This window comes from Coriobacterium glomerans PW2 (assembly GCF_000195315.1).
Taxonomy (GTDB): domain Bacteria; phylum Actinomycetota; class Coriobacteriia; order Coriobacteriales; family Coriobacteriaceae; genus Coriobacterium; species Coriobacterium glomerans.
In genome coordinates this window covers 754,462-780,657 of the sequence record NC_015389.1, presented here as the reverse complement: position 1 = coordinate 780,657, position 26,196 = coordinate 754,462, and the positions used below count along the sequence as shown (strand labels likewise).

Sequence of the window (26,196 nt, the reverse complement as noted above, 5' to 3'; positions counted from 1 at the left end):
TATAGGTATATTCTGGGGTCAGTCGAAGCTGAGAGGAAGAACCATGAAGCGCGAATCGTTCGATGTGGGCGGAATGACGTGCGCTGCCTGCCAGACGCACGTGGAGAGCGCCGTGCGCCGGCTCAAGGGCGTGAAAGACGTCACGGTCAACCTGCTATCAGCCTCCATGAGCGTGGAGTTCGACGAGTCCGCCCTGACGCGAGACGAGATCTGCGACGCCGTGGAGCGCGCGGGCTACTCCGCCATGTCCAGAGACGAGGGCGGAAGCGATGGCGCGGCGAGCGATGGCGCGGCGGATCTCGTCGGAACATCGGGTCGCGGCCTCGCGCGGCGCGCATCACCGACCAGAAAGCTCGAGGCGCAGGCGCGCGCCATGAGGACGCAGCTCATCGTATCTGTCGTTTTCTTCGTCCCTCTCATCTACATAGGCATGGGCCCTATGATCGGTCTGCCCATGCCGTCGTCTCTGGCCGGCAGCAGCCATGCGATGACGCTTGCGCTGTGCGAGCTCGTGCTGTGCGTCCCGATCATCTACGCGAACGGAGCCTATTTCAAAAACGGATTCAGGTCGCTGATCCACGGTGCGCCCACGATGGACGCGCTCATCGCGATCGGGGCCGCAGCGAGCGTCGGGTGGTCGATCGTGACGATGCTGCTCATGGCGAGCGCGCTCGGAGACGGTGACGCGCACATGGCTCACACGCTCGCGATGGGGGGCCTGTACCTCGAGAGCGCCGGTGCCATTCTCACCTTCGTGACCATCGGGAAGTACCTTGAGGCGAGAAGCAAGTCCAGATGCGGCGACGCGATCGAACGGCTCTGCGATCTCGCACCGAAAACGGCGACGGTGGTTGAGGAGGACGGCACCGAATCAACCGTCGCGGTCGAGCGGATCCGACTCGGCCAGACGCTTCTGGTCAGGCCGGGTGAATCCATTCCGGTGGACGGCATCGTGATCGAGGGCGCCTCATCCGTTGACGAGAGCGCGTTGAGCGGCGAGGCAATCCCGGTTGAGAAGACCTCGGGTGACACGGTGAGCGCCGCGACGGTGAACGGCACGGGATCGTTCACGATGAGAGCGACGCGCATCGGAGCGGATACGACCCTGGCCGGTATCATACGACTTGTTGAGAACGCCAGCGCGACCAAGCCCGCGATCGCGCGACTGGCTGATCGGGTCGCCGCCGTGTTCGTCCCGGCGGTTCTCATCATCGCAGCGATCACGTTCGCATGCTGGATGCTCGCCGGCGGCGGGGCCGGCGCCGCGCTCACCGCCGCCGTCTCCGTGGTCTCAATCAGCTGCCCGTGCGCGCTCGGGCTGGCCACACCGGTCGCGATCATGGTCGGCACGGGCAGAGGCGCAGAGATGGGGATCCTCGTCAAAGACGCAGCTGCGCTCGAGGCGCTTCGCTGCGTCGAGACCGTCGTATTCGACAAGACCGGCACGCTCACCTGCGGCCGTCCGGTGGTATCCGATATCATCCCCGCAGTCGGGGAGGACGGAAACCCTGTTATGAGCCAGCGAGCTCTCATGAAGCTCGCTTGCTCTCTCGAGAGTCGAAGCGAGCATCCGCTTGCCTCGGCCATCATGGCGCGCTCCGAGGAGATGGGAATCGTCGCCAGGCCAGTCGATAATCTCGAGGCGATGCCGGGTCTCGGGATACGCGCACGCGAGGGCGCAAACGAGATCGCGGCTGGCAATGAGAGGCTCATGGCCCGGCTCGGTATCGCCGTGGCGCAAAAGCGACTCGACGCCCTCGCTCATGAGGGCAAAACGGCGCTGCTCTTCGCCAGGGGCGGCCGCCTCGCCGGCACGATCGCGGTCACCGATGTGCTGAGGCCGACGAGCGCGCTCGCCGTTCAGGCTCTATCCGCACTCGGTGTCCGAACGATCATGCTCACCGGAGACAGCCTGGCCACCGCCACCGCTGTCGCGTCGCGCGCGGGGATCTCCGAGATCGTCGCAGACGTGATGCCGGCGGACAAGGAGAGACGCGTCCGCGAGCTGCAGCAGACAGGCCACGCTGTCGCGATGGTCGGCGACGGGATCAACGACTCGCCCGCGCTCGCCCGCGCCGATGTCGGCATCGCCATCGGCGCGGGCGCCGACATCGCGAAGGAGGGCGCCGACGTCGTGCTCATGCGCAGCGATCCTCTGGACGTGGCCCGCGCGATCGAGTTGTCGCGTGGCGTCATCCGAAACATCAGGCAGGATCTGTTCTGGGCGCTCGTCTACAATGTCTGCGGCATACCGCTCGCAGCCGGCGTGCTCTACCCGATTCTCGGATGGCAGCTCTCACCGATGTTCGCTGCGGCGGCGATGAGCCTATCGAGCCTCAGCGTCGTGGCCAACGCGCTTCGTCTGCGCGGACTCAGACTCGGGATCGTCGAGGGCGTCGAGGGACGCGCCGCGCACCCCGATACCTCAGGAGCCGACCTTGCCGAGCGGCACCGCAGCGAGCAGGCGGCGGCAGACCCTGGGCGAAGCATATCTGACAGCAGATCAGAGCGCGATGTGCACGCGTGAGGATCGCATCGAGGGGCGCGCGGTCGCGCACCCGGATAGGAGGGGACGAGAACCAATGCGCTACATGATCAAGACGGAGAATATGAGCTGCGGCCACTGCGAGGCCGCCGTGGAGGCGGCGCTCATGAGAGTTGCCGGTGTGAGCGATGCGGAGGCTGACAGCGTCTCGAACATCGTCGAGGTCGACTGCGAGCGCGCGATCGCCGCCGACGAACTGAAAGCGGCTATCGAGAGCGCCGGCGACTACCGGATGATCTCGGTCCGTCCGGTGACGCGCTCATGAAGGCGGACCGTCTCTGCTAAGCTGGTTGGGTCGGATCCGCACAGCCCATCCGAACCGGCCGGCTGTGAAAGGACCATGAGAGCATCGCTTCGTGAGAGGGTGTATCATGCAGGACTTCATGAAGGGCCGCTATGGAATGGATGATCTGTCCTGTGCACTCGGTGTGGCGGGTATCTTCCTGACAGCGGTGACGTCTATCTTCGCTTGGCGTGTCACCTCGCTCGCGGCTCTGGTGCTCGTGCTTGTCGCGCTCATGCGCTCGATGTCTCGAGATCTCACCGGCAGGCGCGCCGAGAACGAGGCCTTTCGGGCGCTTCTTGCTAGAATTCCCGGCATTCGCGGCAACACGGCCCGCTCCGCCGATCGGGGCACCGGATCGGCGGGCTCATCGAGAACGTCCGGTGACAGACGGCGGGGCAATTTCGATCGAGCCAAGCGCACCGCTGGCAAGATGTGGGTGAATCGCAAGACCACGAAGTACTTTCGGTGCAAGACATGCGGCGCCATGATGTCAGTGCCCCGTGGCAAGGGCAGGATTCGCGTGACCTGCCCGCGCTGCCGCACCACGGTAGAAAAGAAGTCATGAGCACACGGAAGGCTGGAGAAGATCGCCCCAGCCTTTTCATCAATGCGACCGTACTCGACGGAACCGAGCACATGCACGCGCGGCCCGGCACCGACGTCGCCGTGGCCGATGGCATCATCTGCGAAGTCGGCCCTTCGGGAGCGCTGCGCGCGCCACCCGGATGTCGCGTCATAGACCTCGAGGGCGCGTTCTTGCTGCCGGGGCTCATCAACATGCACGTGCATCTCTGCGGTTCGGGAAAGCCGGTAAGCGCGAGGCGAGCGGGACGGCTCATGCGACGAATCGATAATCCGATCGGTCGCGCAGTTCTGCGTCGCGTCATGCGCTCGAACGCTCAGACGCAGCTCGCAAGTGGCACGACGACACTGCGCGGTGCCGGCGACCCGCTGATGGCCGATATCGCCGTGCGCGACGACATCCGATCCGGCCGTCACATGGGCCCGCGCATCATGGCGGCGGGAATCGGCATCACAGCTCCGGGCGGACACGGCGCCGGCCTGTTCGCACGGGAGGCGCGAACACAAGAGCAAGCCGCTTCGCTCGTACGCGAGCTGTTCGCTTGTGGAACCGACGTCATCAAACTCTTTGTGACAGGCGGTGTTTTCGATGCGGCAAGGGTCGGCGAGCCGGGCATGGTGCGCATGGCACCCGATGTCATCTCGACGGCCTGTGCAACGGCTCACAGGCTCAACCTCCCGGTCATGGCCCATATCGAGAGCACAGAAGGGATGCGCGCGGGGCTCGAAGCAGGCGTGGATACCATCGAACATGGGGCTCAGATGACACCCGACTTGATCGACATGCTCAGAAGCGGATCAGGCGCCCAGCTCGCGGGCAGATCCCCATCTGTGACCTGCACGCTCTCCCACGCCCTGCCTTCTGTCCTGCTTCCACCGGAACGATTGCAGCTCACGGAAGCGCAGCGCGTCAATGCCGACATCGTCTGTCGCGGTATCATCGCTTGCGCGCGAGCCGCCTTGGACGCGGGCATCCCGGTCGGCCTCGGAACAGATGCGAGCTGCCCGTTCGTCTCACACTATGACATGTGGCGCGAGGTCATCTACTTTTCTGATTATCTTGACGTGACACCAAGATTCGCACTGCATACGGCTACGCAGGTGAACGCTCGTCTGCTTGGCATCGACTCGCAAACCGGTACGATCGCGGCGGGCAAATCCGCCGATCTCATCGTCGTCGAGCAAAACCCGCTGGAGAACCTCAACGCGCTCAGAGATCCTCGGCTCGTCATGGCCCGTGGTCATCTGGTCAGGCGGCACCGGCTGCGGCATAGAGCGGAACTGGAGCGGATTCTCGACTCCATCATGACGGCTCCGAATGGCGAACTCAAGGGCGGCGGCAACCAAGAGCCCCGATAGCGCTGCGCCGGCATCCCGAAAACGGGGATGCCGGCGCAGCGGTGAGGTCCGATGATTGCGCTGTCTACTCGTCCACGCGATCAAACTGATCGGGCCCGACGCCGCAGACGGGGCAAACGAAATCCTCAGGCAGCTCGGGAGTATCGACCTCGACCTCGTAGCCGCAAACCTGACATACGAACTTGTAGGTCTTTTTCTCGCTCATGGAAACCGTCCTCTCATCGGAGTGCAACATTGCACTCAAAGTATATCCAGATGCGTACTCGAGCACGTCTTGAAAATAAAACAAGGTGAAAGAACAAGGCGGCATCATGATGACCGGAAACGTCTATGCGCTGTCATCGAGCAGAGGCAGCGGGTACGCGAAAGCCAGCTGGTCAAGCCTTATAGGAAGCCGCTTTGGGAGGTGTCTTGCCCTTGAGCGTACCGTGATAGTAGGCATAGGTCAGCGGGGGCGCGTCCGAGAGTCGAGCGCACTCCACGATCTCGCCCATGAAGATGCGATGGGTCCCGGCGTCCAGTGTCTCGAGAAGGTGACACGCCATCATCGCGCAGGCGTGATCGGTCACGTACGGGCTTCCCACAGCTGAAGTGGCGACGTTGAAGTTCGCGAACTTGTCATAATCGGCGCTGGTGCGAAATCCGAAATTGCCGATATATTTCATGTCCGCGGTCATATCGACAGCGGTGACCGTGAAGGCTCCGGCCCGCGCGATCACATTCGCAGTGAAGTTGTCCTTGTGCACCGACACGATCAGGCGCGGCGGCTCCGCCGTAACCTGCGTCGCGGTGTTGACAAGGCATGCCGAGCGCACCCCATCCGCTTCCGCCGAGACAACATACAACCCGTAGGTCATCGAGAACATCGCCGTGAGATCCATCTCGTCTTCCTCCCTCTGCCGGCATGCGCCAGCGCTCGATTGCGTCTGAACCGATCCGAGCCCCCCCTGTGATCACCTGCCCCTTCCGCGCTCCTTGAGCGCGCGATCGATATCGCGTTGCATATCGCGCTTGGCGACATCGTCGCGCTTGTCATAGAGCTTTTTGCCTCGTCCGAGTCCGACCGTGAGCTTGACTCGCCCGTTTCTATCGAAATACAGCTCAAGCGGAACGAGCGCGTAGCCGCGCGCGCGCAGTTTCTTGTCGAGATAGTCGATCTGACGACGATGCAACAGCAGCTTCCGGCGGCGATCGGGGTCGCGATTGAAGATCGATCCATTCGAGTAAGGATGGATGTGCAACCCGACAAGCCAGCACTCGCCGCCGCGAACGAGCGCGAAGGTGTCGGATAGCTGTGCGGCCCTCTCACGCAGGCTGCGCACCTCGGTGCCGCTGAGCACCAGCCCGCACTCAAAGGTCTCCTCGATGGCATATTCATAGCGTGCAGCGCGGTTTCTCGCGATAAGCTTCTTATCCCCTGGAACCGACATGGCCCTCACCTCCGGCTCCGGCAGCTCCTTCCGCCTTCTGGGCGGACCCGTCCCGAGAGGCGTTCCCATCACGATCTGAGCTGATGTGATCACTGGAATCCGACGCGGTTGCGCGGCTCTGTCGTGCGAGCTCGGCATCGGAATCGCGAATGAGGCCGATGAGAGCCTTGGCGGCAGATTCCCCGACGAGATCGCGGGCACGAATGGTGAGCCGCGTCGCTTCGTTCGCGTCCCCGGCATCCGCTGAATCTGCTGCGCACATGAGCAAACATATCGCGATCTCAGCGTTCGCTCCGGTTGGGACCCCCTCCGCCTCGAGGGCGGCCATCACGATCTCGTCGGCCATATCGCCAGCTTCTGGGTGTCTCTGTTCGATAGCGGCCATCAAACGGATGGTTCGCTGCTCCTCAGCCGAGAAGCCGCTTGCCAGCCGAGCGCACGCGACAGCGGCCTCGATCTTGCCATCCTCGAAAAAGAGGCGACCCAGATTCGAGTAGGCGCGAGCCAGGGAACCCGGATCTGAGGCGCGCTCCAAAACCGAGTAGCTGAGCTGCGCCCATTGGCGCCGCTCACCGGAGATCCGGTGGATCTCGGCAAGATCCAGCCGATAGCTCGCTTTCATGGGATCCCATCTGATCGCCTGCATGAGTGCATCGCGGGCTCGCTGCCAGTCCTCGCGACGAATGAAAATGAACGCGAGATCAGCGTAGACGCGATCGATCGGGGCGTCCATCTGGACGAGCTGTCGCGGATCCTGCTCGACGCGCCGATATGCGAGTCGTTCGAACGCGCTCTCGAAGCTGAAATACTGTATATGGTCATCAGGGTGCAGATCGGTTTCGGCAAAATCCTCGATGGCGATGCGCATGGGGCATAGCAGCTGCTCGGCGCGGTCGAGTTCACCTTGAGCCAAGAAGGCCTCAGCGTGCTCGACTTCATCTCGTTTGATAGGCGCTTCCATATGTCCTCCTCTAACCGATCAATGCATCAGTGTAGCGCACGCGGACCGAAGATGATCCTGAAATCGATATACCCTCCGAGCTCATCGTCTCCCGGAGACGAAGAGGGCCACGTTACGTGGCCCTCATGCGCGCTGATGCGCTGTATATACCCCTTGAACGCCAGATCGGCGACGCAGCTACACCTTGAGATAGCGTCTCATGGCGATGACGGATCCGAAGAAGCCGATCAAAAGGCCAAAGAAGATAAGCGCCGCATACGTCAGCAGATACAGATGGAGTGGCAGCATGAGCTGCATCCAAGATATGGCTCCCTGAATCCGCGGGATGAACATGTTCCGGATCATCTCGAGCACGCCTATCGCCAGCAGAGCGCCGATAACAGCCTGAATGATGCCCTCGGTTATGAACGGTCCACGTATGAAACCGTTCGAGGCGCCAACGAGACGCATGATCGCGATCTCGCGGCGACGCGCTGTGATGGAAAGTCGAATCGTGTTGTTGATGAACACGAGCGCGATAAACGTCAGCAGTGCGACGAGAACGATCGCAGCCAAGCGCATGTAACCGGTGACCGTGAAAAGCCGGTCGACCTCCTTTTGCCCGTACAGCACACTCGAGGCGACATCGTCCTTGTCAACGATCTTCTTGAAATCGGGATCGGACTTGATCTTGCTGGCGGTTCCCTCGACCTGAGACGGATCATCCATCTTGATCACAAAGGAGCGCGGCAGCGGGTTCTCGCCGTCCAGCGCGCTCATGGTCGCCTCAGCGCTGTTGGACATGCCGGTGTAGTCCTTGCGGGCATCCTCCTTTGTCTTGAAGCTGACGTCACTGACGTTCTCCCAGCTCTCAAGCTTGTTCTGAAAGGATTTGATCGCATCATCTGAAGCATCATCGGAGATGAATGCGTTGATCGTGACCTGTTGCTCGACGTTGCCGATCGCGGAGTTCACGATACCGGAACCCACGACGAACAGGCCGATGATAAACAGCGAGAGGAAGATCGTGATGATCGCACCGAGCGCTGTCGTCCAGTTGCGCACGAAATGATGCATCGCCTCACGCAGCGAATAGCCTAGGTTAGACAGTGCCATAGTTGCCGTAACCACCTCTCTCCTGGTCGCGGATGACGTGTCCGCTTTCTAGTGCGATGACGCGCCGATGCATGGAGTCGACCATCTCGCGATCATGCGTGGCGACAAGAACAGTGGTGCCCGTGCGGTTGATCCGCTCGAGAAGCTTCATGATTCCCAGCGAGATCGCCGGGTCGAGATTGCCCGTCGGCTCATCGCATATGAGCAGCGGCGGGCGATTGACCATCGCGCGAGCGACCGACAGGCGCTGCTGCTCTCCGCCGGAAAGCTGATCGGGCATGGAGTTCATCTGATCTCCGAGGCCAACGAGCCTGAGCACCTCGGGCACCTGCGCGCGAACGACGCCGCGCGGTTTGCCGATGCACTCCAAGGCGAAAGCCACATTCTCATAGGCCGTCTTGCCCGGTAGCAGTTTGAAGTCTTGAAACACCGCACCTATCTGGCGTCGAAACAGCGGAATCTTTCGGTTCCTGATGCGCATGAGATCCTGCCCGGCGATGAGCACGCGGCCATTGGTCGGTTTGACCTCGCGCAGCATGGTGCGCAGCAGGGTCGTCTTGCCCGAGCCGGAATGCCCGACCAGAAAGACGAACTCACCCGGAAAGATCTCAAGATCGACATTTTCAAGCGCGGGCTTGTTCGGCTGAGCCGGATACACCTTGGTGACGTTCTCCATCAGGATGACGGGCTGCAGGCCGGCATCGCGAGCCATCTTCTTGCGTGACTCGCCGACCGGCGCAAACACCGAGGTGAAGCCCGGATTCTTGAGCGCGTCATTCAAATCGGTGACCTGACGCCGCTCATCGGCATCAAGCGGTACCTCCGGAACGTTCAATATCGCCGGATCAACCGGCGTCAGAGAACCCGACGGGTGCTTCGATGCCCCGCCGAACGCGCGATCTTTCTTCGCGCGCTTCTCTTCCTTATGTTTTCGAAAGTGGTCCCCCACTGGAACTCCTTCGCGTCGTGCTTACAATCTACAAGCGCACATATTTTAACAGGGGCGATGTTGACACACATAAGCGGCACAGAACAACCTCGCAGCGTTCAAACGTATGAGCTCGAGTTCTCGCGCGCGTCGGAGCGCTTGTGGCGACGCTAGCGATCAAGCAGCTGGTGAGCGCGGTCAACGATGCCTGCAGCGTCCAGTCCGAAGTGGGCGAGCAACTCGGTGGCGTCCCCGGATTGTCCGAATGTCGTCATGCCGACGCGACTCACGACAACGGGATGCTCTTGGGAGAGAAGCTCGCTCACGGCGGAACCCATGCCGCCGTAGATGCTGTGCTCCTCGACCGTGAGCACGCGCCCGCACTTGGCTGCCGAGGCAAGCACGGTCTTCTCATCCAAAGGCTTCACGCTCATGATATCGACGACCTCGGCCGAGATGCCCTCGCTTTCCAGGACCTCGGCTGCCCCGAGCGCCTGCGCGACCTCGACGCCGCAGGCCATGATCGAGAGATCTCCTCCCTCGCGCAGTACGCGCGCGCACGACTCCGTGCACGCGAAACCCTCTTCGTAGATCTCGGGCAGCGGCTCGCGACCGAGTCGAATGTAAAACGGTCCCGGCGTCTCGGCAGCCAAGCGGATCGCGGCCGCAGCGCTTGCAAAGTCGGCTGGCACGAGTACGCGCATTCCGGGAAGAGCGCGCATGAGCGCGATATCCTCGAGCATCTGATGGGTGGCGCCGTCCGCCCCGACGGTGATGCCGGCATGCGTCGGACACACCTTCACGTTCAGGCCCGAGTCGCACACCGTGTTTCTGATCTGCTCATAGCAGCGACCCGCACCGAACACCGCAAAGGAGCCGGTGAACACCGTGCGGCCGGTCAGCGACAGCCCGGCGGCGACGCCTATCATATTCTGCTCGGCGATGCCGACGTCCACCAGACGATCGGGATATGCGGCTCCGAGCTTCGCCGTCGTGGTCGAACCCGCCAGATCGGCGTCCACCGCCATGATGTCGAGACCCTCATCAACCAGTTTGACCAGGGTCGCGCCGAATGCCGCACGTGTTGCCTTCGCCATAGCCCTTACGCCTCCTTCGCAGCACAGGCGAGCTGCTCGCCCGCCGCGTCTATCTCAGCCAGCGCACGGGCGGCCTGCTCGGCCGACGGAGCGCTTCCATGCCAAGATGCCTGATCCTCCATGAACGAGACGCCCTTGCCCTTGACGGTTCTGCACACGATGGCCACCGGAGCGCCCTCGTGATCGACGGCGTCATTCAACGCGACGCGCACGGCCGCGATGTCGTGGCCGTCGCAGGAGATGACATGCCAGCCGAATGCGCGGAACTTCTCATCGATCGGCTCAACGGCGCACACATCGCACACATGACCGTCGATCTGAAGATTGTTGCTGTCGACGATGGCGACGAGGTTGTCGAGTCGGCGGTGCGCAGCGAACATCGCCGCCTCCCAGTTCTCACCCTCTTGAAGCTCGCCATCTCCGAGAAGGACGAACATCCGCTGGGGCGCAGAGCCGTCGCGCGCGGCATCCAGACGCATTCCCAGCGCCACGCCCGAGGAGATGGAAAGGCCCTGACCGAGCGACCCGGTGCAGACCTCGACACCGGGACAGCAGTGAGCATCCGGATGACCCTGGAGTCTTGATCCGAGCTTGCGCAAGGATACGAGCTCCTTTTTGGGCAGGTAGCCCGCCTGCGCGAGCACAGCGTAGAGCACCGGTGCCGCATGTCCTTTGGAAAGTATGAATCGATCGCGATCGGGATTGCGCGGATCTGCCGGGTCATAGCCCATCACGCCTGAGAAGAACAGGGTCGCCATGATATCGGCGGCCGACAGCGAACCGCCGGGGTGACCGGTTCCAGATGCTGCGATCATCTCGATGATGTCATGGCGCATGCGGTTGGCGATGAGGGCGATCTCATCGTCGGTTCGTATGTGGGCGACTCTGAGCGATTCTGTTGCCATATCCGTCCCTTCCCGCGTTGGAACACAGTATTCTCATGATACCAGACGCCGCGAGCCCGATCGGAGCAAAACGGGAACCATCGAAGAGAGATATCGTAGCGCTCGATCGGCGTGAGATATAATGCTGAGGTACGAGCACGATGTTGCCACGGCGCTTCCGAGTGCTGAAAGCGATTGTAAGGGGACTGCGCATGAAGAGTTATAAAAGGATAGGAAGAGCCGTACTCATCCTCTTCTGCTGGGCTTACTCATGCATCGGCGCGCCGCTGGCGGGCTCCTCTGTGATGGAGCGAGTCCTCGCGACGGACGGGTGGACGACAGTCCCGGGTTACCCCGACTCGCCAGCCGTGCTCGCCGCAATCCTTACGGGTTCGCTCATATCCTGCATCCTGCTCGTCATGCTCGTCATCCGGCTTCCCGCTACGATCGAGAGCGCATCGTGCATGGGCATCACGATACTCACCGCCGGGCTCATGTTCATATTCGGCTTTGCCGGTCATCCGCTTGGCGTCATCAGCGCGGCACCGATCTTGATCGCTCTGATCGTCTTGCAGGTGCGCAGAGCCTCACGATCGCGCTTGGACGCCTTTCGCTGAAAGAGGAAGCGGTGCGAAAGTATTGCCCGCGCGATCTGCAGACCGAGATCTGCCGGGATTCGACCGGTCCCGCGCGCTCAGGCGCCGATTTCGCCGAAACCCTTGAATCCCTCGCCGATCGCTTCGTTGACATCGCTGATGACCATGATCGCGTCCGGATCGTGCTCCTGAACGATCGTCTTCAGAATGCTGACCTCGCGCTTGCCCAAGATCACAAAGAGCATCGGACGCGACTCGCCGCTCCAGATGCCGCGCGCGGAGATCTCGGTGACGCCTCGATCCATACCGGTCAATACATCACGGGCGATCTCATCGGAGCGCTTGGATATGATAAAGGCCGCGCGCTGACGGTTGCCGCCGTCAACGACCATGTCAACGACATAGCCCATGAGCACCATGGAGAGCGCGGCGTACAGAGCATTTGAAACCGAGAACACCGGGGCGGAGGCAGCGCACACCGCGACATCGATCGCCATCACCGTCGAGCCGACCGGCAGCGAGGTCTTCCGTGAGATGATCTGCGCGATCGTGTCCGATCCACCCGTGTTCACGCCGCAGCGGAACACCAAGCCGTAGCCTATGCCGGATATGATACCCCCCCACAGCGCAGGGAGCATGAGTTCCCCGTGCTCCAACGGCACCACGAACGGGGCGAATAGATCGGTGAAGAAGCCGAAGAGGAAAAATCCGGTGATGGTCCGGATAGCATAGCGCAGTCCTCCTGCTCGGACTACGAATAGCAGCAGCAGGGCATTGATGATGATGGTCTGCATGCCGACCGGAAGACTGAAGCCCGCTCGAGCGGCCAGCTCAGCCAGAATCGTTGCCAGACCGGTCAGCCCTCCTGCGGCCAGGCCGTTGGGAATCATGAACGTATCGACCGCGACGGCGGAGATCGCGCAGCCGAATGCGACCAACGGAAGATCATGCACGAACTGCGATCTGATGATCGATTTCACATCGATGCGACGCGGCATGGCGATCTAGACCTGAGACGTATCGGGCACGGTGTTGCCCGTCGCCCAACGATGGTATCCGATGATGAACGGATCCAAGTCGCCATCCTCGAGCACCGAGGCGACGTTTCCCGTCTCGACTCCGCTGCGAAGATCCTTCACCATCTGATAGGGATACAAAACATAGCTCCTGATCTGGTTGCCGAAGCCGATGGTATGCTTCGGGCCGCGGATCTCATCGAGCGCCTCCTCGCGCTTCTCAAGCTCCAGTTCAAACAGGCGCGACTTCAGGATCTGCATGCAGGCGGCCTTGTTCTGTATCTGACTGCGCTCGTTTTGGCAGGTGACGACGATGCCGGTGGGCAGGTGGGTGACTCGGACAGCGGAATCCGTCGTATTGACCCCCTGTCCGCCGGGACCGGACGCATGGTAAACGTCCACGCGGATATCCGTGGGATCGATTTCGACATCGATATCATCAGGCAGCACCGGAATCACCTCGACGCCGGCGAACGTCGTCTGACGGCGCTTCTTGTCGTCTGTGGGTGAAATCCGAACGAGCCTGTGCACGCCCGCCTCGGCGCGGAGCATGCCGAAGGCGTCCTTGCCTTCGACAGTGAACGTGGCGCGATCGATGCCGATGACGTCGGCGGGCGGGCAGTCGTTCACCGTGACCTTCCAGCCGCGCCGCTCGCAGTACTTCATGTACATCTTGAACAGCATGAACGTCCAGTCTTGGGCTTCAAGGCCACCTTGACCGGGCTTGATGGTGATGATCGCGCTGCCATGATCGAACTCGCCGGTGAACCATGAGGAGAGTTCCATCTGATCGATCTCGCGCGTGAGCTCCGATGCGGCTGCGGTGGCCTCGGCAGCGAGCTCGTCGGCCTCATCACCGTGCTCCAGCTCGCTGGCGAGCTGGAGCGCGGCGACGGCATCCGCCAGACGCGTGCGGGCGCGCTCGACGCCGCTCACGTCGTCGCGCGCGCATGACAGCTCCTCCATGACGGCCCGTGCGCGCTCCCCATCATCCCAGAAATCGGGGCGCGCGCTGCGCTGTTCGAGCTCGACGATGCGCTCGCGCTTCTCGTCGAGGTGAAGATAGCTTTCCACCTCGCAGAGCCGCGCCGCCTGCGCGTCGAGATCATCCATGGTCACGATAGATGTCTCGTCTGTCATCAGCGGTTCCTGCCGTGACAGTTCTTGAACTTCTTGCCGGAGCCGCAGGGGCACGCCTCGTTTCTGCCCACGTCCGCGTAGGGATCGCCCGACTCTGACTTGCGATAGGTCTTGACGACGCTCTCCGCTCCACCGGGTGATCTGCCGGCGGAGTCGGCGGCGATGGCAGCCGCTTCGCGGCGCAGCGTCGAAGAACCGGAATCGCCGTCGACGTCGGCGGGTCCGGAGTAAGATGCCTCATTCAGACTCGATGCATCCTCCTCGGACGCCTCGGCGGCGACCGGAGCCTGCTTGAACTCGATGCGCAAGACGGTGCGGAGATAATCTTCATACATGGTGTCGACGAGCGTCTGGAACGCGCCGAACGCCTCGGACTTGTACTCGACGAGCGGGTCGCGCTGGCCGAGGCCGCGCAGGCCGATGCCCGCCTTGAGATAGTCCATCTCCTGAAGATAGCTCATCCAGCGGGTGTCTATGACGCGGAGCATGACCTGAGTGTTGAGCTCGCTCATCATCTCGTCACCCAGACGCTCGGTGCGATCCTCGTAGCATTTCTCCACGTACTCGAGGACCTGCTGCTTCAGATCATCGTAGGGCTCGTCTTCAAAGTGGGGGGCATCTGAATGACCGCACAGCTCGATCACCCACTTTCGCAGACCCTCCAGGTCCCGCTCCCCGTCGTGGGCCTCAGGGGAGGCGAACTCGGCCACGCCGCGCGAAACCGTATCCCGGATGACATCGGAGATGTGCTCGGCGAGGTCCTTGCCGTCCAAGATCTTGTTGCGCTCGCCATAGATGACCTGACGCTGCTTGTTCATGACATCATCGTATTCGAGCACGTTCTTGCGCATGGAGAAGTTGATGTTCTCGACCTTGCGCTGGGCGCCCTCGACGGCCTTCGAGACGATCTTGTGCTGAATGGGCACATCGTCGCCCATATCCGCCGAGATCATCATGTTCGAGAGGCGCTCCATCCGATCGCCACCGAACAGCCGCATGAGATCATCTTCGAGCGAGAGATAGAACTGGGTCTCGCCGGGATCTCCCTGACGACCCGCGCGGCCGCGCAACTGGTTGTCGATGCGGCGCGACTCATGGCGCTCGGTGCCGATGACGGTGAGCCCGCCGGCCTCGAGCACCTGCTCGCGCTCGCGCTCGCAGATCTCCTTGGCCTCGGCGAGCGCGTCGGCGCGCATCTCGGGGGTCGCCTCGTCCAGCTCGATGCCCTGCGAGAGGATCATCTCGCGTCCGAGCTCCTCGGGATTGCCGCCGAGCAGGATGTCGGTACCGCGGCCGGCCATGTTCGTCGCGATCGTGACGGCGCCGGCTCGGCCGGCCTGCGCCACGATGTGCGCCTCGCGCTCATGGAACTTGGCGTTCAGAACCTCATGGCGAATGCCGCGCTTCTCGAGCAGGCGAGAGAGCCGCTCCGAGCTCTCGATGGAGACGGTTCCGACGAGCACCGGCTGCCCCGCCTCGTGGCGATCCTCGATATCGTCGGCGACCGCGTTGAACTTCGCGTCGATGGTGCGATAGACCAGATCCTCGTGATCATCGCGGATCAGGGGGCGGTTCGAGGGAATGACTTGAACGGGCAGCTTGTAGATCTCGCGGAACTCGGCGTCTTCGGTGATGGCGGTACCCGTCATGCCGGCGAGCTTGTCGTAGAGACGGAAGTAGTTCTGCAGCGTGATGGTCGCCAGCGTCTGGTTCTCCTCGCGGACGAGCACGCCCTCTTTGGCCTCGATAGCCTGGTGCAGGCCCTCGGAGTAGCGTCGCCCCTCCATGATGCGGCCGGTGAACTCGTCGACGATCTTGACCTCGCCGTTCGTGACGACGTACTGCTTGTCGCGATGGAACATATACTGCGCCTTGAGCGCCTGCTGCAGGTGATTCACGAGCTGGCCGGACAGATCGCCGTAGATGTCCTCGATTCCCAGGCGCTTCTCGATCTTCTTGAGTCCGCGATCGGTCGCTGCGATGGTGTGCTTCGCCTCGTCCATGACGAAGTCGCCGGTCGGCTCTTTATCCTTGCTCCCGCCGGCGAGCATGTCGTAGGTCACGTCCTCGCCCTGCTCAAGTCCGCGCACGGCTCGGGCGAAGTCCTTGTAGGTGTTGGCGGACTTCGTTCCGGCTCCGGATATGATCAGCGGCGTTCGCGCCTCATCGATGAGGATGGAGTCGACCTCGTCGACGATGGCGTACGCGTGGCCGCGCTGGACGCGCTGATCGGGACGGACGACCATGTTGTCGCGCAGATAATCGAAGCCGAACTCGGAGTTGGTGCCATAGGTCACATCGGCTGCGTAGGCGGGGCGCTTCTGGTCGAGTGGCATGCCGTTTTGCAGCAGGCCGACCGTGAGACCGAGCAAGCGATAGATCGCGCCCATCCATTCCGAATCGCGCTTCGCCAAGTAGTCGTTCACCGTGACGATGTGAACTCCCTCGCCGGCGATGGCGTTCAGATAGCCGGCGAGCGTGGAGACCAGCGTCTTGCCCTCGCCGGTCTTCATCTCCGCGATCTGCCCCTCGTGCAGCGTCATCCCGCCGACGAGCTGCACGTCGAAATGGCGCATACCGAGTGCGCGCTTGGATGCCTCTCGCACCACGGCGAACGCCTCAGGGAGCATGTCATCGAGCTTCTCACCGTCCGCGAAGCGCTCGCGAAACAACTCTGTTTGATGGGTCAGCTCGGCATCATCCATCTTCTCATAGGCGTCCTCGAGATCGTTGATCTTCACGACGACCTTCGCATAGCGCTTGAGGTCCTTCTCGGAGCCGATGGAGAGGAGCTTGGAAACGAATCCCATGTGGTGTACCTTTCGTATGACGTGCATCTCGTCGACGCTTCTCGGGCTCGTCGACGCCCGCGACGACTCGAGTTGGCCCGGGCCGGGGGTCCCATGAGTGCTCAGACGGACATAACTCTAGCTCTTTGCTGGTAGGCATGCCGGCAGGATGCCGGTGAACACGGAGAAACCATGTGCGCGACCAAACGGCGTCGAACCCTATGGGGGCGGATGCATGCGAGCATGGCGACTCAGACGTCGGCGGACATCGGCGCGCGGGTCAAAGCCGATGCCTCTCTGTCGACAGGCGGCTTTGAAGGGCTCAGCGTATAGCCCAATCCAGCACGGCACCGATCCAGGGATCTTTTGAGTTATCAGAACTCGACACGGATATGCCGATGCGCCATTGTGCATGCGGGATCGATCATCAAGGCTCAAGCTATCGCAAGCAGGCGACAAATCTGATCTGCACGATCTCGCAATTGAAAAAATGAACCCCTGTTTGTCGATCTCTCCAATACTTCGACTGCTATGATAGGGCAATCATATCGGGTGCCGCGCGAGGATGCGACTCGCAGTACAGACGAGTCGCCTGAGCTGCGCGCAGGGCAATGGCGGAAGGATCGTTTATGAACACTCAGCAGGCGCTTGATTACGCGCAAGCCTGTTACATCCCCGAGCTCGTCTTCGGGGGCGGATACGAGGTCATGGAAGCCGAGCGCCTGAAGGGCGAGGAGGCGATGAAGCTGCTCATCGCCGCTTGGCACTCAGAGGAGAGGCCGCAGTTCAGCTTCGAGCTCGTCCGCGATCTCGGAGATCGCAATCGAGCGCTGTGCGACGCCATGGGCGAGAAGCGCGTGAGAGCAGCAGCAGGCGGCCTGCTCACCCGCGCACTTCCCGATGAGGACTCCTACCGAGCGATCGGCGCGCTTCAGAATCGTCAGGCGGCTGCGGTCGAGCGCGAGGTCCGCGGAGATCGCAAGGCGATCGGCGTCGCCTGGGTGCGCGAACCGGTCGGTGGCATCGTGCTCGGCATCGATATCGAGACCACCGGACGCACCCCCGAGCGCGCTCATATCGTGAACGTCGGATGGGAGTTCATGGAGCTCGCCGCCGGGGCCGAACCCTACGGAGGGGAGAGCTGCTTCTGCGGTCTGCCCGATCTCTATCGCGATGAGGGCGTTCCGCTCAGTTTCATACACCACATCACCTGGGATGACATCGAGGGCAACATGGCGTTTCGCGAGAACAAGGTCCTTCAGGCCCGTCTGCTCGAGCTCATGCGGACCTACCCCTATCTCGCTCACAATGCCGCTTTCGAAGACTCATGGTTCACGATTCAGCTCGATGGCTACGCCGAGGCGCGCCGGGCTGGAGAGATCGTGGTGGTGGACACGCGCGAGATCTGCCGCAGGCTCGACGGGGACGTGCCGGCGCTGCCGCGAGAGTCCAAGCCCGCGAGCCTCGAGAACTGGGCGCGCCGTCGCGGCACTCTGCGCGACAGCGAAGACGAGCGCCATCTGGGCCTTGAGGACGCCGACCTCATGCTGCGCACCGTTCAAGCCGAGTTCGCGCGCAAGAACATGTTCGCCTCCCGAAGCTGAGACGAAACGCGGCCGTCGGCCTCATCAGGAGCTGGGGCGAGACCGTCTTGTCATTGCGGGTCGGCCATGAGCTGCGATATGATCGGGGTTCGACAAACCACGGATCAGCTTGGTCGTCGATATGATTCTGTACGCTAATAAGTTAACGATGTTTTACATATCGCACGAAAGGTTTGCATCATTTGCTCATGCGCAGGCAAAATCGGATTGATTCAGGTATTCTGAAAACTAGCAATTTCGCTCTCATCGAAGAGCTGCGTGCTGCTCATCACAAGGGGAAGGATCGGTATGTCGGCAAAGCGTCAGAAATCGGATAAGAAGCCCGGCAAAAAGTCGAGCAAGAATTCAGATAAGAACGCCAAGAAAGACGCGAAGAAGGACTCGAAGCGCAAGGCGGAGAAAACCACGAGCAAAAAAGCGGAGAAGAAGACCGCGAAGAAGCCCGATGTCAAGGCCAAGAAGCGCAAGGAGCGAAAACCGGAGGAGCGAAGGACGCCCGAGCCGAGACCCGAGGTTCGCACACCACGGCACACGACCGCAAAGCGGATCGAGTCATATCACGCTCAGTGCAAACGCAGTGTCCCGATGAAACCCCGATCGATTCCGCCTGCGGTAAAGCCGGCGCAGCGCAGCACCTATTTCGATCTCGAGCCCCAGAAGGGACCACGCGTCCGGCAACGCGTCGGGTTCCGCAGCGCAGTTATCGCGATTGTTGCCGTCATCGCGTTCGCCGCAGTCGCTTATGGGATCTTCAACGTCTTCCGCACCGTATCAAACAACGGTGGCGAGACCTCGGCCCAGACGAGCGGCAGCCAGGCGGCGGCGGCACCCTCATCACCCGATGCGCCGGATACCTCGGCCAAAGGTTCGGGTGATATCGTGATCGGCGTCAACGGCGATGAGGATACCTACGTGCTCAAGGACGAGAAGTACCTCGAAGCGGGAGCCCACGCCTCAGAACCCGAAGACGGCATCTTGAACGACAAGATCAAATGCGACGGATCGGTGGACACCTCGGTCGTTGGAGAGTATCGCATCACCTATCGGGTGAAGGATTCCCAGGAGCACGAAGCCCGTGCAACCAGAAACGTGCACGTCGTGGACAGCATGGACACCATGAAGGAGGGGGTGCCCATCCTCATGTACCACTACATCTACTCCCAAGACGACCCGCCCCAGGACAGCCAAGCCGAGAACGAGGAATCCAACTACCTTCCTGACACCAAACTCGAGGAGCAGCTCAAGTACCTCCACGACAACGACTACTACTATCCCTCCTATCCAGAGGTCAAGGCTTTCATCGAGGGCACGCACAGCTTGCCCAAGAAAAGCGTCGTCATGACATTCGATGATGGCGAGAAGGGCTTTCTGGACATCGGCATCCCCCTGCTCGAGAAGTACAAGGTTCCCGCCACCTCGTTCATCATCGCGAGCGACTCGGATGCCGAGCAAAAAGTCGTAGACCACAGCAGTCCCTACGTGTCGTTCCAGTCGCACTCCTATGACATGCACAAGGCGGGCGGCAACGTAGGCCACAACGGTATCATCAGCGCACTTGAGAAAGATCAGATCGTGGAAGATCTGAAGCACGCTCAGGAGATCTTGGGCACGACCGAGGCATTTGCCTATCCGTTCGGCGACGTGACCGATGCGGGACGCGACGCGGTGCGAGAAGCCGGAATTCTCTGTGGGTTCACCACGAAGAACGACTGGGCGTACAAGAATGATGACACCACTGCGCTTCCGCGCGTGCGGATCTCCGATAAGACCTCCATCGACAGCTTCAAATACGTCGTGAACGAGTCCTGATACCCCGCTGCCTCGATCATTCCGATCAGAGTCGCTGTTTCCATCGCGCCCCGTGCGTTCGCGTGCGGGGCGTTGTTCTGCTTGACATATGTTCGCATGATCATATAATCATATCAACATGTGATGATAGATCGCTTCGTCAAGCTAGGAGCCGTGATGAGCAGGATCGATAGATATGGCTATTCGGATCGCAGCAGCGCTACGCCCTCGATCCTCTCGTCGGTGAGCCGAGACGTCCAAAACGGTCTCGTTTCTTCGACCTGCCTCCCCGACGAGGAGCACCTTGTGGATCTTGCCGATCTCTTCAAGGTCTTCTCCGATGCCACGCGCATCAAGATTCTGTTCACCCTGCTCGAAACCGCACGGTGCGTCGCGGACATCGCCGAGGCGACAGGAGCGTCGCAAAGCGCCGTGTCCCATCAGCTCAGAATCCTCAAGCAGGCGCATCTCGTCACGTTCAAGCGCTGCGGCAGAAGCATCGAGTACTCGCTCGCTGACGATCATGTATACACCATGCTTCTGCAGGGCATGAACCATATCTGCGAGTGAGGCCGACGATGTGCCGTCGCACCTAGGGTGTGACGTCATCGAAATATCGGATGCGCTGGCGCGCAGCTCCCCCGAAGAAGGGATCAGATCATGAGAAAAACGTTCAAGCTCGATGAGATCGATTGCGCATCGTGCGCGCTCAAGCTCGAGAGAGCCATCAGGCGCGTCGACGGCGTGCAAGACGCCTCGATCAACTTCATGATGCAGAGACTCACTCTCGAAGCTGCAGACGAGCGATTCGAGGAGGTGCTCGATCGCGTCGTGAGGCTCACCGCCGACCTCGAGCCCGACTGCGAGATCCGGCGGTAGGCGACCATTATGAACGCAAAGCAGAGACGGTGGCGAAATCGCATCATCTTGTCGCTTGTCATCTTCGGCGCCGTGCTCGCCGCAGAGGCTTCCGGGGCTCTGCGCGCGCTGGCGGGCAAGCCCGGAGACGTATCGCTCGCTTTTGCTCTCTACCTCGTCCCCTATCTCATCGCCGGACACGATGTGCTTTCCAAGGCGGTGCGAAACATAGCCCGCGGCGAGGCGTTTGACGAGAGCTTTCTCATGACCCTCGCCACACTCGGAGCCTTCAGCATGGTCCTGTTTCCAGATTCGGGTCCCCATATGGCCGAGGGCGCCGCAGTCATGCTCTTCTACCAGGTGGGCGAGCTGTTTCAGAGCTATGCCGTCGGAAAGAGCAGAAGATCGATCGCACGCCTGATGGATATAGCCCCAGACCATGCCAACGTCGAGCGCGACGGCGAACTCGTCCAGGTCGAGCCGGGCGAGGTCGCCGTCGGAGACGAGATCGTCGTCAAGCCCGGGGAGCGCGTGCCGATCGACGGAATCGTGAAGGAGGGCGTCTCCCAACTCGATACCGCCGCGCTCACAGGAGAGTCCGTGCCGCGTCACGTCGAGCCCGCAGCCGAGGTGATCTCCGGCTGCGTCAACATGTGCGGTACCCTGCGCATCACGACGACAAAGCCCTTCGCCGAGTCCACCGTGAGCAGAATTCTGGATCTCGTCGAGAACGCGAGCGAGAAGAAGGCGCGCACCGAGAACTTCATCACGCGCTTCGCGCGCTGGTACACGCCGATCGTGACGCTGGCAGCAGTTTGCCTGGCTGTGATTCCTCCGATCGCTGGTGCGGGCTCGTGGTCGGAATGGATCTTGCGCGGACTCACTTTTCTCGTGGTCAGCTGCCCGTGCGCCCTCGTGATCTCGGTTCCCCTGTCGTTTTTCGGCGGTATCGGCGGTGCCTCCAGACGAGGCATCCTGATCAAGGGCTCAAGCTACCTCGAGCTGCTCTCCCGCGTGACGACCGTGGTCTTCGACAAGACCGGCACGCTGACCGAGGGGACGTTCAACGTCGTCGCGATCCATCCCGAAAAGGGCGTCGAAGCTGATTACATCTTGTCCTGCGCCGCCTACGCCGAGGCTCTCTCCGACCATCCGATCGCGGTGTCGCTCAAGCGCGCCTTCTGCGGCCCGATCGATAAGCGGCGCATTCGTGAAGTCACCGAGCAAGCCGGACACGGCGTGTCCGCCCGGGTGGACGAACATGTCGTCGTGGTGGGCAATGAGAGCCTCATGAAGTGCCATGGCGGCTCATGGACCGCGTGCGAGCTGACCGGCACGATTCTGCACGTATGCATCGACGGGAGCTACGCCGGCCACATCGTGATCGCCGACGTGGCGAAAGCCGACGCCGAGCAGGCGATCCGCGACCTGCACGAGGCGGGCGTGAGACGCTGTGTGATGCTGACCGGGGATCGCGCCGATGTCGCAGCCGCTGTGGCGCAGCGCCTCGGCATCGATGAGGTCCGCGCCCAGCTGCTGCCAGCCGACAAGGTGCAAGAGGTCGAGCGCTTACTCGACCAGCAGGCGCGAGGCGAACGACTTGCTTTCGCGGGGGATGGCATCAATGATGCCCCCGTCCTCACTCGCGCTGACGTGGGGATCGCGATGGGAGCGATGGGATCGGACGCGGCGATCGAAGCCGCCGACGTGGTGCTCATGGACGACAGACCGACGAAGATCGCCGTGGCTATCGCGATCGCCAGAAAGACGATGCGCATCGTCGCGCAGAACATCGTGTTCGCGCTCGGAGTGAAGATCGTGATCCTCGGCCTCGCGGCGACCTCGGGCGTTCCGATGTGGCTGGCGGTCTTCGGGGATGTCGGCGTGGCCGTTCTTGCGATCCTGAACGCCATGCGCGCGATGGGGGGAGCCGGCTGCAGATAGGGGTCCTGAGACTCAGATGAGGTCGAGCTCGAGCGCCGCGCGATACAAGCCATCCTCGTCGACGCCGGGAGCGACATGATCCGCATGGCGCTTCACCTCGTCTGAGGCGTTGCCCATCGCCACGCTCGTGCCCACGGCATCGAACATGTCGATATCGTTGCCGCCGTCACCGAATGCGACGGCCTCCTTGGCGTCGATGCCCATTCGCTTGAGCGTCGCGGCGACGCCGGCGGCCTTGCCCCCGCAGGTGGGCAGGATGTCGCAGAACAACTCGGTCCAACGAGTGTGGGTCAGCGTATGGGTCCCGCTCAGCACGTCGCGCTCCGCACCGGGCTCGACAAAGGCGCAGAACTGATAGACGGGCTCATCGAGAGCGCGGCCAAAGTCATCCGCCCTGTATTCAAAGTCCACCTTTCGACACATCGCGCGCACCGATGCGCTCTCGCGATTCGCAAAACCGCGCTGCGCCTGCAACGCGATGGCGTCGTATCTGCCCGCGAGCACATGATCCACGATGACGCGCGCATCGCGCGCATCGATCGGGGCTGCGCGGTAGATACCTGCCGCATCGTAGCAGAGCTGGCCGTTCAAGGTGATGAAGGCGTCGAACCCGTGTCCAGAGCAGATGCCGAGCTGATAGCGCGGCCTGCCGGAGGCGACGATGATCGATATCCCGCGCGCGCGCATCTGCTCCAGTGCGACGGCGGCAGATGCGGGGATCCGATGCGTCCTGAGACTCACAAGCGTGCCGTCGATATCGAAAAATGCAGCCTTGATCACAGTGTTCTCCTTATGTTGCGCCAAATCGAGCTTGGGGCCCAGAGCATGGAGCGGACCGCTTCCGCGCATGGAGCGCCGTTCATCCCTCGAGCCTCTCGGTCGCTTCGAGCCAAGCGGTCTCCAGCTCATCGAGAAGCGCCTGCGACTGCGCGATGCGCAGCTGCTGGCTCTCGAGAGCCTGGTAGTCGGTCGGGTCCAGCAAGGTCATCTCGCGCTCGAGCGCACGGGCGCGCTCGCGCTGGGCGCTCATCCTTCGCTCAAGCGAGCTGGCCAGTCGACGCAGTCGCTGCCGCTCGGAGTTTTTGAGAGGGACCTCGGTCTCAGCAGTACCGCTTCGAGCCGCTGGGGCCGTCGCGGCAGCGCCATCCGATATTCGATCGGTGCGAGCAGACGCGCAAACGGTCTCGCGCAGATATTGGTCGACTCCGCCGGGGACATGGCGAAGGCTTCCGTCCTCGAGCGCGAACTGGTGGTCGGTCACACGTTCCATGAGATAGCGATCGTGCGTGACCAAGATGAGCGTGCCGGGCCAACCGTCGAGCAGGTCCTCCACGGCGGCGAGCATATCTGTATCCAAATCGTTGCCCGGCTCGTCCAAGATGAGCACATTCGGCTCATCGAGAAGCGTGAGCAGCAGCTGCAGTCGCCGACGCTGGCCTCCGGACAGCTCGCCGATACGGCTTTGCATCTGCTCGGGGCTGAAACCGAGACGCTCGAGAAGCTTCTCCGGACTCACCTGCCTGCCCTCGACCATATAGCTGCCGCGCGTGCGGCCGAGCATCTCGCGAACGGTGTCCCCCTCAAAGGGAGCGAGTTCTTCGAGGCGCTGGGAGAGCACGCCGAAGCGCACCGTCTTGCCGATCCGCACGCTGCCCGACATGACGGGAAGCCTTCCTCGGATCACCGAGAGCAGCGTGGACTTGCCTGCGCCATTCGCGCCGAGCAGGCCGTAGCGGTCGCCGGCTCCGATGCGCCAGGTGATCCCTCTCAGTACCGGTCGGCCTCCCGTATATCCCGCTGTGGCATTGAGAACATCGATTACCTGCTTGCCCAGTCGCGCGACCGCGAGCCGCCTGAGCTCTATCTCATCGCGGGCGGGCGACACGTCGCCGATGATCTCACGAGCGGCATCGAGGCGGAACTTCGGCTTCGTGCTTCGAGCCTGCGCGCCGCGGGAGAGCCACGCGAGCTCCTTTCGGGCCATGTTGCGTCTGCGCTCCTCAGCTTGGTCGGCCAGCCTCTCACGCTCCACGCGGGCGAGCACCCAAGCCGAATAGCCGCCCTCGAACGGATCGACCCGTCCGTCATGCACCTCCCACATCGACGTGCACACCTCGTCTAGAAACCAGCGATCGTGCGTGACGATGAGCAGCGCTCCGCGACCGTCCTGCCAACGGTTCCTCAAGTGCGCGGCAAGCCAGCCGATCGTTCGCATGTCGAGATGATTCGTGGGCTCATCGAGCATCAAGATGTCATAGCTGGCGATGAGCAGCCTCGCGAGATCGACTCGACGACGCTGGCCACCTGACAGGGCGCAGATGCGATCGTCCCAGTCGACATCTGCCGTGAGTCCATCCAAGATCCGACGGGTGGATGGTCTCGACGCCCACTCGTAGTCGGCGAGCTCGCCGACGATGGCCTGGCGCACCGTGTCCTGCTCGCACAGGCTATCGGTTTGCCCGAGCAGTCCGATCTCGATGCCGCTGCGCCGCGTCACCCTGCCGGTGTCTGGTCTGATCGTTCCCGCGAGCAAGGAGAGCAGCGTGGACTTGCCGTCGCCGTTGCGTCCCACGATGCCGATGCGATCGCCCTCGTCCACACCGAGGGTCACATTGTCGAGCACGCGCTTGGTGGGGTACTCGATCGAAACCGAGTCACCCCCGAGCAGGATCGCCATATGAGCTCACGCCTTTCGACCGCGCATCCGACAGGGCCGCGGTTTCGTCTTTGAATTCAATCCATCCTAGCAGATGCTCATAGCATAGCGGACGCGCGCCCGCTCACATCACCTTGGGCTTTTTGCCATCATCGCCCAGCTCGGCGAGGAGGGGATTGCTTCCGGCGCACCTGCGCTGCTTATGGATGAAGGAGACTATGGAGCGGATGGTCCGTCTCGCCCGGGAGCGCGCCTGACGCTCATAGAGAGCGAGGCCGATCTGCCGATTGAAGCCGCGCAGCGGCTCGCTCGCGGTGAACTCCTCGCTGTAGGCGAGCCTGCTCGAGCCCGAATCGAGCTTGGTGAGCTCATAGGTGATCGCGGCCGTGCCGCGAGCATATGCGAACTCGACGCGATAGATCGCAGGATAGCGATAGGTGACGATTCTGACCTTCATGGGCGTACCGGCTCCCCTGCCTCCCGATGCGCGCTTCTCGTACTCGAAGCCATCGAGCTGCTCGCGTCCGAGCTCCGCGTCCGTCACGCTCTTGATATCGGACAGGACCGATCGCTCAATCTGATCGAAGAACTCCTCTGCGGTGACATCCAGCGTTTTCCTCAGCTCCATGCCAAATCCC

General features: G+C 62.0%; 25 protein-coding genes. 11 read left to right on the top strand and 14 right to left on the bottom strand.

The genetic code is table 11. The features are described from left to right. The first annotated feature begins 43 nt into the window (after positions 1-43). From CORGL_RS03345 to CORGL_RS03330, 4 genes are all read left to right on the top strand, one after another. Positions 44-2,527, top strand: coding sequence for a heavy metal translocating P-type ATPase (locus CORGL_RS03345; protein ID WP_013708510.1), 2,484 nt, complete (start codon positions 44-46; stop codon positions 2,525-2,527). Positions 2,528-2,582: 55 nt separating this feature from the next. Then, positions 2,583-2,810, top strand: a complete 228-nt coding sequence (locus CORGL_RS03340; protein WP_013708509.1) for a heavy-metal-associated domain-containing protein — start codon at positions 2,583-2,585, stop codon at positions 2,808-2,810. A 106-nt stretch (positions 2,811-2,916) separates the two neighbouring features. Next, complete coding sequence (locus tag CORGL_RS03335) at positions 2,917-3,396, top strand: hypothetical protein (protein WP_013708508.1); 480 nt, start codon at positions 2,917-2,919, stop codon at positions 3,394-3,396. Continuing rightward, positions 3,393-4,772: an amidohydrolase family protein gene (locus CORGL_RS03330; protein ID WP_013708507.1), complete on the top strand. Its 1,380-nt coding sequence runs from the start codon at positions 3,393-3,395 to the stop codon at positions 4,770-4,772. The genes CORGL_RS03335 and CORGL_RS03330 overlap by 4 nt, the downstream gene beginning before the upstream one ends. 64 nt (positions 4,773-4,836) lie before the next feature. Here CORGL_RS03330 and CORGL_RS03325 read toward each other — a convergent pair whose 3' ends face one another. The 8 genes from CORGL_RS03325 to CORGL_RS03290 form a co-directional block, all read right to left on the bottom strand. Further along, positions 4,837-4,977 carry a rubredoxin-like domain-containing protein gene (locus CORGL_RS03325; protein WP_041738564.1) on the bottom strand — a complete coding sequence of 47 codons (141 nt, stop codon included), beginning with the start codon at positions 4,975-4,977 and terminating at the stop codon, positions 4,837-4,839. Between the two features lie 172 nt (positions 4,978-5,149). After that, a complete protein-coding gene (locus CORGL_RS03320) occupies positions 5,150-5,653 on the bottom strand; it encodes a flavin reductase family protein (protein ID WP_013708505.1) in 504 nt (167 codons plus the stop codon). A gap of 72 nt (positions 5,654-5,725) precedes the next feature. Further along, positions 5,726-6,202: an SsrA-binding protein SmpB gene (gene smpB, locus CORGL_RS03315; RefSeq protein ID WP_013708504.1), complete on the bottom strand. Its 477-nt coding sequence runs from the start codon at positions 6,200-6,202 to the stop codon at positions 5,726-5,728. Next, complete coding sequence (locus tag CORGL_RS03310; RefSeq protein WP_013708503.1) at positions 6,183-7,163, bottom strand: tetratricopeptide repeat protein; 981 nt, start codon at positions 7,161-7,163, stop codon at positions 6,183-6,185. The genes smpB and CORGL_RS03310 overlap by 20 nt, the downstream gene beginning before the upstream one ends. A 177-nt stretch (positions 7,164-7,340) precedes the next feature. Continuing rightward, positions 7,341-8,258 (bottom strand): permease-like cell division protein FtsX, encoded by a 918-nt coding sequence (gene ftsX, locus CORGL_RS03305; RefSeq protein ID WP_013708502.1) that lies wholly within the window; start codon positions 8,256-8,258, stop codon positions 7,341-7,343. Further along, on the bottom strand, positions 8,245-9,207 hold the full coding sequence (ftsE, locus tag CORGL_RS03300; protein ID WP_013708501.1) for a cell division ATP-binding protein FtsE: 963 nt from the start codon (positions 9,205-9,207) through the stop codon (positions 8,245-8,247). Before ftsE ends, ftsX begins: the two co-directional genes overlap by 14 nt. Positions 9,208-9,356: 149 nt before the next feature. Beyond that, a complete protein-coding gene (locus CORGL_RS03295) occupies positions 9,357-10,283 on the bottom strand; it encodes a transketolase family protein (protein ID WP_013708500.1) in 927 nt (308 codons plus the stop codon). Between the two features lie 5 nt (positions 10,284-10,288). Further along, the gene (locus CORGL_RS03290; protein WP_013708499.1) at positions 10,289-11,188 is read right to left on the bottom strand and encodes a transketolase; all 900 of its coding nucleotides are present in this window, start codon (positions 11,186-11,188) and stop codon (positions 10,289-10,291) included. A 191-nt stretch (positions 11,189-11,379) separates the two neighbouring features. Between CORGL_RS03290 and CORGL_RS03285 the strand changes: the two genes are divergently transcribed. Further along, positions 11,380-11,784, top strand: coding sequence for a hypothetical protein (locus tag CORGL_RS03285; RefSeq protein WP_041738563.1), 405 nt, complete (start codon positions 11,380-11,382; stop codon positions 11,782-11,784). A gap of 77 nt (positions 11,785-11,861) precedes the next feature. Here CORGL_RS03285 and CORGL_RS03280 read toward each other — a convergent pair whose 3' ends face one another. Genes CORGL_RS03280 through secA form a run of 3 tightly spaced genes read right to left on the bottom strand, consistent with a single transcriptional unit; the run spans position 11,862 to position 16,729 of the window. After that, on the bottom strand, positions 11,862-12,761 hold the full coding sequence (locus CORGL_RS03280) for a YitT family protein (RefSeq protein WP_013708497.1): 900 nt from the start codon (positions 12,759-12,761) through the stop codon (positions 11,862-11,864). 6 nt (positions 12,762-12,767) lie between these two features. Beyond that, complete coding sequence (prfB, locus tag CORGL_RS03275; protein ID WP_013708496.1) at positions 12,768-13,919, bottom strand: peptide chain release factor 2; 1,152 nt, start codon at positions 13,917-13,919, stop codon at positions 12,768-12,770. Beyond that, positions 13,919-16,729, bottom strand: a complete 2,811-nt coding sequence (gene secA / locus CORGL_RS03270) for a preprotein translocase subunit SecA (protein ID WP_013708495.1) — start codon at positions 16,727-16,729, stop codon at positions 13,919-13,921. The genes prfB and secA overlap by 1 nt, the downstream gene beginning before the upstream one ends. A 171-nt stretch (positions 16,730-16,900) precedes the next feature. Here secA and CORGL_RS09935 point away from each other — a divergent pair, with 171 nt between their 5' ends. The 6 genes from CORGL_RS09935 to CORGL_RS03240 all read left to right on the top strand — a co-directional run bounded on the left by CORGL_RS09935 (position 16,901) and on the right by CORGL_RS03240 (position 22,902). Beyond that, positions 16,901-17,041 (top strand): hypothetical protein, encoded by a 141-nt coding sequence (locus tag CORGL_RS09935; protein WP_013708494.1) that lies wholly within the window; start codon positions 16,901-16,903, stop codon positions 17,039-17,041. 296 nt (positions 17,042-17,337) lie between these two features. After that, positions 17,338-18,312: a 3'-5' exonuclease gene (locus CORGL_RS03265; protein ID WP_013708493.1), complete on the top strand. Its 975-nt coding sequence runs from the start codon at positions 17,338-17,340 to the stop codon at positions 18,310-18,312. A gap of 288 nt (positions 18,313-18,600) precedes the next feature. Beyond that, on the top strand, positions 18,601-20,121 hold the full coding sequence (locus tag CORGL_RS03255; protein ID WP_013708492.1) for an immunoglobulin-like domain-containing protein: 1,521 nt from the start codon (positions 18,601-18,603) through the stop codon (positions 20,119-20,121). Positions 20,122-20,277: 156 nt separating this feature from the next. After that, positions 20,278-20,670: an ArsR/SmtB family transcription factor gene (locus CORGL_RS03250; protein ID WP_013708491.1), complete on the top strand. Its 393-nt coding sequence runs from the start codon at positions 20,278-20,280 to the stop codon at positions 20,668-20,670. A 90-nt stretch (positions 20,671-20,760) separates the two neighbouring features. Then, entirely contained in the window at positions 20,761-20,979 is a 219-nt protein-coding gene (locus CORGL_RS03245) for a cation transporter (RefSeq protein WP_013708490.1), read from the top strand. Between the two features lie 9 nt (positions 20,980-20,988). Beyond that, positions 20,989-22,902, top strand: coding sequence for a heavy metal translocating P-type ATPase (locus CORGL_RS03240; RefSeq protein WP_013708489.1), 1,914 nt, complete (start codon positions 20,989-20,991; stop codon positions 22,900-22,902). A gap of 12 nt (positions 22,903-22,914) precedes the next feature. Here the strand turns inward: CORGL_RS03240 and CORGL_RS03235 are convergent, their stop codons facing one another. From CORGL_RS03235 to CORGL_RS03225, 3 genes are all read right to left on the bottom strand, one after another. After that, positions 22,915-23,682 (bottom strand): Cof-type HAD-IIB family hydrolase, encoded by a 768-nt coding sequence (locus CORGL_RS03235; protein WP_013708488.1) that lies wholly within the window; start codon positions 23,680-23,682, stop codon positions 22,915-22,917. Positions 23,683-23,761: 79 nt separating this feature from the next. Continuing rightward, positions 23,762-25,579: an ABC-F family ATP-binding cassette domain-containing protein gene (locus tag CORGL_RS03230; RefSeq protein WP_013708487.1), complete on the bottom strand. Its 1,818-nt coding sequence runs from the start codon at positions 25,577-25,579 to the stop codon at positions 23,762-23,764. A 103-nt stretch (positions 25,580-25,682) separates the two neighbouring features. Next, positions 25,683-26,186 (bottom strand): DUF3284 domain-containing protein, encoded by a 504-nt coding sequence (locus CORGL_RS03225; RefSeq protein WP_013708486.1) that lies wholly within the window; start codon positions 26,184-26,186, stop codon positions 25,683-25,685. Between the last annotated feature and the right edge of the window lie 10 nt (positions 26,187-26,196).